Source organism: Neisseria sp. 83E34, assembly GCF_001308015.1.
GTDB lineage: Bacteria > Pseudomonadota > Gammaproteobacteria > Burkholderiales > Neisseriaceae > Neisseria.
On sequence record NZ_LGYH01000020.1, the window covers coordinates 1 to 6269 of the forward strand.

The window sequence follows — 6269 nt, forward strand, 5'->3', positions numbered from 1 at the left end:
GGGTGTTGACGCTGGTTGGGTTGTTGGGTATAGTTCGGTTTCTTCGCTGCTGCTGCAGTGATTCACGAACTGGTTATTATAGCACAAGCTGTTTTGATTGGTTCGCGCTCTTTAACAATACAGATTACCGATAAGTGTGGGTGCGGCGAGCCCCACACTGTTTGAAAGACAGACAAGATATCTTGTCGGTTTCTTTGAAGCAGACCAGAAGTTGTTAAGTTAGAGATTGAACATAAGAGTTTGATCCTGGCTCAGATTGAACGCTGGCGGCATGCTTTACACATGCAAGTCGAACGGCAGCACGGAAGAGCTTGCTCTTTTGGTGGCGAGTGGCGAACGGGTGAGTAATGCATCGGAACGTACCGAGTAGTGGGGGATAACTGTCCGAAAGGATGGCTAATACCGCATACGCTTTGCGAAGGAAAGCGGGGGCTCTTCGGACCTCGCGCTATTCGAGCGGCCGATGTCTGATTAGCTAGTTGGTGGGGTAAGGGCCTACCAAGGCGACGATCAGTAGCGGGTCTGAGAGGATGATCCGCCACACTGGGACTGAGACACGGCCCAGACTCCTACGGGAGGCAGCAGTGGGGAATTTTGGACAATGGGGGGAACCCTGATCCAGCCATGCCGCGTGTCTGAAGAAGGCCTTCGGGTTGTAAAGGACTTTTGTCAGGGAAGAAAAGCTTTGGGTTAATACCCCGGGGTAATGACGGTACCTGAAGAATAAGCACCGGCTAACTACGTGCCAGCAGCCGCGGTAATACGTAGGGTGCGAGCGTTAATCGGAATTACTGGGCGTAAAGCGAGCGCAGACGGTTACTTAAGCAGGATGTGAAATCCCCGGGCTCAACCTGGGAACTGCGTTCTGAACTGGGTGACTAGAGTATGTCAGAGGGGGGTAGAATTCCACGTGTAGCAGTGAAATGCGTAGAGATGTGGAGGAATACCGATGGCGAAGGCAGCCCCCTGGGATAATACTGACGTTCATGCTCGAAAGCGTGGGTAGCAAACAGGATTAGATACCCTGGTAGTCCACGCCCTAAACGATGTCAATTAGCTGTTGGGGCACTTGATGCCTTAGTAGCGTAGCTAACGCGTGAAATTGACCGCCTGGGGAGTACGGTCGCAAGATTAAAACTCAAAGGAATTGACGGGGACCCGCACAAGCGGTGGATGATGTGGATTAATTCGATGCAACGCGAAGAACCTTACCTGGTCTTGACATGTACGGAAGACTCCAGAGACGGAGTTGTGCCTTCGGGAGCCGTAACACAGGTGCTGCATGGCTGTCGTCAGCTCGTGTCGTGAGATGTTGGGTTAAGTCCCGCAACGAGCGCAACCCTTGTCATTAGTTGCCATCATTTAGTTGGGCACTCTAATGAGACTGCCGGTGACAAACCGGAGGAAGGTGGGGATGACGTCAAGTCCTCATGGCCCTTATGACCAGGGCTTCACACGTCATACAATGGTCGGTACAGAGGGTAGCCAAGCCGCGAGGTGGAGCCAATCCCACAAAACCGATCGTAGTCCGGATTGCACTCTGCAACTCGAGTGCATGAAGTCGGAATCGCTAGTAATCGCAGGTCAGCATACTGCGGTGAATACGTTCCCGGGTCTTGTACACACCGCCCGTCACACCATGGGAGTGGGGGATACCAGAAGTAGGTAGGGTAACCGCAAGGAGCCCGCTTACCACGGTATGCTTCATGACTGGGGTGAAGTCGTAACAAGGTAGCCGTAGGGGAACCTGCGGCTGGATCACCTCCTTTCTAGAGAAGAAGGGGTTTGTCGCACTCACACTTATCGGTAAACTGTAGAAGCGGTATTTATTAAAGAGAAGCGATTGAAAGATTGCGGAAAGAGACCTGGGTTTGTAGCTCAGCTGGTTAGAGCACACGCTTGATAAGCGTGGGGTCGGAGGTTCAAGTCCTCCCAGACCCACCACTCAAACAAGCAATACGCAGATTGGGGGCATAGCTCAGTTGGTAGAGCACCTGCTTTGCAAGCAGGGGGTCATCGGTTCGATCCCGTTTGCCTCCACCAAAAAACTTTAATAAAGGACTTTACAAATTAAAGTAAGCTGCTAGAATGCGCAGCTCATTTTAATTTGCGAAGTTTAACCGCGAGCGGATAAACAAACGCATTGATCTTTAACAAATTGGAAAGCCGAAATCAACAAACAAACGAAGCTAACCAGCATGAAGCTGGTTAACAGAAATTTGGGTGATGATTGTATCGATTTGTTTGTGAACACAAAAGGCACAGACAAATACACAACAAGCAGTAAGCTTTATCAAAGTAGAGGCTTTAAGTTGGGAAGGTAGTCAACGCCGGAACAGCGAAGTCAAGAGGTTCTTCAAATGATAGAGTCAAGTGAATAAGTGCATCAGGTGGATGCCTTGGCGATGATAGGCGACGAAGGACGTGTAAGCCTGCGAAAAGCATCGGGGAGCTGGCAAAAGAGCTTTGATCCGGTGATGTCCGAATGGGGAAACCCACCGTATTCTGTACGGTATCCTTGTCTGAATACATAGGGCAAGCGAAGCGAACCCGGAGAACTGAACCATCTAAGTACCCGGAGGAAAAGAAATCAACCGAGATTCCGTAAGTAGTGGCGAGCGAACGCGGAGGAGCCTGTATATGATAGCTGTTGAGATAGAAGAACAAGCTGGGAAGCTTGGCCATAGTGGGTGATAGCCCCGTATTCGAAATTTCAACAGTGGTACTAGGTATACGACAAGTAGGGCGGGACACGTGGAATCCTGTCTGAACATGGGGGGACCATCCTCCAAGGCTAAATACTCATCATCGACCGATAGTGAACCAGTACCGTGAGGGAAAGGCGAAAAGAACCCCGGGAGGGGAGTGAAATAGAACCTGAAACCTGATGCATACAAACAGTGGGAGCCTCTTTGTGGGGTGACTGCGTACCTTTTGTATAATGGGTCAACGACTTACATTCAGTAGCGAGCTTAACCGGATAGGGGAGGCGTAGGGAAACCGAGTCTTAATAGGGCGCATAGTTGCTGGGTGTAGACCCGAAACCGAGTGATCTATCCATGGCCAGGATGAAGGTGCCGTAACAGGTACTGGAGGTCCGAACCCACGCATGTTGCAAAATGCGGGGATGAGCTGTGGATAGGGGTGAAAGGCTAAACAAACTCGGAGATAGCTGGTTCTCCCCGAAAACTATTTAGGTAGTGCCTCATGTATCACTTCCGGGGGTAAAGCACTGTTATGGCTAGGGGGTCATTGCGACTTACCAACCCATGGCAAACTAAGAATACCGGAAAGTGCAATCATGGGAGACAGACAGCGGGTGCTAACGTCCGTTGTCAAAAGGGAAACAACCCAGACCGCCAGCTAAGGTCCCAAATGACAGATTAAGTGGTAAACGAAGTGGGAAGGCCCAGACAGCCAGGATGTTGGCTTAGAAGCAGCCATCATTTAAAGAAAGCGTAATAGCTCACTGGTCGAGTCGTCCTGCGCGGAAGATGTAACGGGGCTCAAATCTGTAACCGAAGCTGCGGATGCACCTAGTGCATGGTAGGGGAGCGTTCTGTAGGCTGATGAAGGTGACTTGAGAAGGTTGCTGGAGGTATCAGAAGTGCGAATGTTGACATGAGTAGCGATAAAGCGGGTGAAAAGCCCGCTCGCCGAAAGCCCAAGGTTTCCTACGCAACGTTCATCGGCGTAGGGTGAGTCGGCCCCTAAGGCGAGGCAGAAATGCGTAGTCGATGGGAAACGGGTTAATATTCCCGTACTTGATTCAAATGCGATGTGGGGACGGAGAAGGTTAGGTTAGCAAGCTGTTGGAATAGCTTGTTTAAGCCGGTAGGTGGAAGACTTAGGCAAATCCGGGTCTTTTAAACACCGAGAAGTGATGACGATTGTCTACGGACAAGAAGTAACCGATACCACGCTTCCAGGAAAAGCCACTAAGCTTCAGTTTGAATCGAACCGTACCGCAAACCGACACAGGTGGGCAGGATGAGAATTCTAAGGCGCTTGAGAGAACTCGGGAGAAGGAACTCGGCAAATTGATACCGTAACTTCGGGAGAAGGTATGCCCTCTGAGGTGAAGCACTTGCTGCATAAGCTTTGGAGGGTCGCAGAGAATCGGTGGCTGCGACTGTTTATTAAAAACACAGCACTCTGCAAACACGAAAGTGGACGTATAGGGTGTGACGCCTGCCCGGTGCTGGAAGGTTAATTGAAGATGTGAGAGCATCGGATCGAAGCCCCAGTAAACGGCGGCCGTAACTATAACGGTCCTAAGGTAGCGAAATTCCTTGTCGGGTAAGTTCCGACCCGCACGAATGGCGTAACGATGGCCACACTGTCTCCTCCCGAGACTCAGCGAAGTTGAAATGGTTGTGAAGATGCAATCTCCCCGCTGCTAGACGGAAAGACCCCGTGAACCTTTACTGTAGCTTTGCATTGGACTTTGAAGGCACTTGTGTAGGATAGGTGGGAGGCTTAGAAGCAGAGACGCCAGTTTCTGTGGAGCCGTCCTTGAAATACCACCCTGGTGTCTTTGAGGTTCTAACCCAGGTCCGTGATCCGGATCGGGGACCGTGCATGGTAGGCAGTTTGACTGGGGCGGTCTCCTCCCAAAGAGTAACGGAGGAGTTCGAAGGTTACCTAGGTCCGGTCGGAAATCGGACTGATAGTGCAATGGCAAAAGGTAGCTTAACTGCGAGACCGACAAGTCGAGCAGGTGCGAAAGCAGGACATAGTGATCCGGTGGTTCTGTATGGAAGGGCCATCGCTCAACGGATAAAAGGTACTCCGGGGATAACAGGCTGATTCCGCCCAAGAGTTCATATCGACGGCGGAGTTTGGCACCTCGATGTCGGCTCATCACATCCTGGGGCTGTAGTCGGTCCCAAGGGTATGGCTGTTCGCCATTTAAAGTGGTACGTGAGCTGGGTTTAAAACGTCGTGAGACAGTTTGGTCCCTATCTGCAGTGGGCGTTGGAAGTTTGACGGGGGCTGCTCCTAGTACGAGAGGACCGGAGTGGACGAACCTCTGGTGTACCGGTTGTGACGCCAGTCGCATCGCCGGGTAGCTAAGTTCGGAAGAGATAAGCGCTGAAAGCATCTAAGCGCGAAACTCGCCTGAAGATGAGACTTCCCTGAGGGCTTGACCCTCCTGAAGAGTCGTTCGAGACCAGGACGTTGATAGGTCGGGTGTGGAAGCGCAGTAATGCGTGCAGCTAACCGATACTAATTGCTCGTGAGGCTTGACTCTATCATTTGAAGGACTTTGCACCGAAGAGGGTGCTGAGGCTCCGGATATTAAAGCTTACATCAGTCTTGAAGATGATACACATCACAGTTGATTAAAGAATAAATAAGTGGAAGTGACTTTCCATAACGGCTTTACCGATTTGCACAGTTTAAGTCTGGCGGCCATAGCGGGTTGGCCCCACGCCTTCCCATCCCGAACAGGACCGTGAAACGACCCAGCGCCGATGATAGTGTGGATACCCATGTGAAAGTAGGTCACTGCCAGACACCCATACGGAGTCCCCGATATCGATCTGATATCGGGGATTCGCTTTATGTGCGGTGTGTTTCTTGATGAGGGGCTGGCCGCAGTGGGGCCGGCTGGCCGTGGTAGCGGGCATATGGCGGTAGCGGTTGACGGATATACTGTTGTAAAACTGATAATAACCAAGAAAACGACTTGTAAGCTCGGGGCGGTTTGGTTATGATGGCTGTTCATAAAGGGCGTTGGCTCGTTATGTACGGTATATTGACCAAACACATTCGGGAAACCGGCTGAATCATATAAGGATGGAAAACACATGAAAAAACTGATGTTGGGTTTGTTGGCGGCGTTGTCGTGTGCGTGGTCGCTGGCAGCGGTGAATATCAATACGGCGACGGCGGAGGAATTGAAGGCGCTGCCGGGCATCGGCCCGGCGAAGGCGGCGGCGATTGTGGCATACCGTCAGGCCAACGGCAACTTTAAAAGTGTGGAGGAGCTGAAGAAGGTGAAGGGTATCGGGGACGGCATCTTCAACAAACTGAAGGAAGAGGCGACGGTATCGGACGGGGCGAAGGCCAAAGCGGCCAAACCGCTGCAGCCCAAAGCCAAGTAGGGGCGGGTGACCGTATCGCTGCTTGAAACGGTGAAACAGCAGGAAAAACAGACAAAACAGATGAGCAAAGGCCCGTAATCGGGCCTTTGCTGTATGTACTGAAGGGTATGGGATAAGCATCGCTGCCGTTAGGTAAGTAGGAAGCGGTTCAGACAGGCT

At 51.5% G+C, this 6269-nt stretch carries 1 protein-coding gene, 2 tRNA genes and 3 rRNA genes; all 6 read left to right on the top strand.

The annotated features are described in order from the left end of the window. Positions 1-228 precede the first annotated feature (228 nt). A 16S ribosomal RNA gene (locus AKG09_RS11345) occupies positions 229-1769 on the top strand. Between the two features lie 98 nt (positions 1770-1867). Further along, positions 1868-1944, top strand: a tRNA-Ile gene (locus tag AKG09_RS11350). A gap of 23 nt (positions 1945-1967) precedes the next feature. Next, positions 1968-2043: transfer RNA gene (locus tag AKG09_RS11355), tRNA-Ala, on the top strand. Between the two features lie 324 nt (positions 2044-2367). After that, a 23S ribosomal RNA gene (locus AKG09_RS11360) occupies positions 2368-5254 on the top strand. A gap of 153 nt (positions 5255-5407) precedes the next feature. Beyond that, positions 5408-5520, top strand: a 5S ribosomal RNA gene (gene rrf / locus AKG09_RS11365). The 16S, 23S and 5S rRNA genes sit together here with 2 tRNA genes alongside, the layout of an rRNA operon. Before the next feature lie 293 nt (positions 5521-5813). Further along, positions 5814-6110, top strand: coding sequence for a helix-hairpin-helix domain-containing protein (locus AKG09_RS11370; RefSeq protein WP_054619543.1), 297 nt, complete (start codon positions 5814-5816; stop codon positions 6108-6110). Positions 6111-6269: the final 159 nt, after the last annotated feature.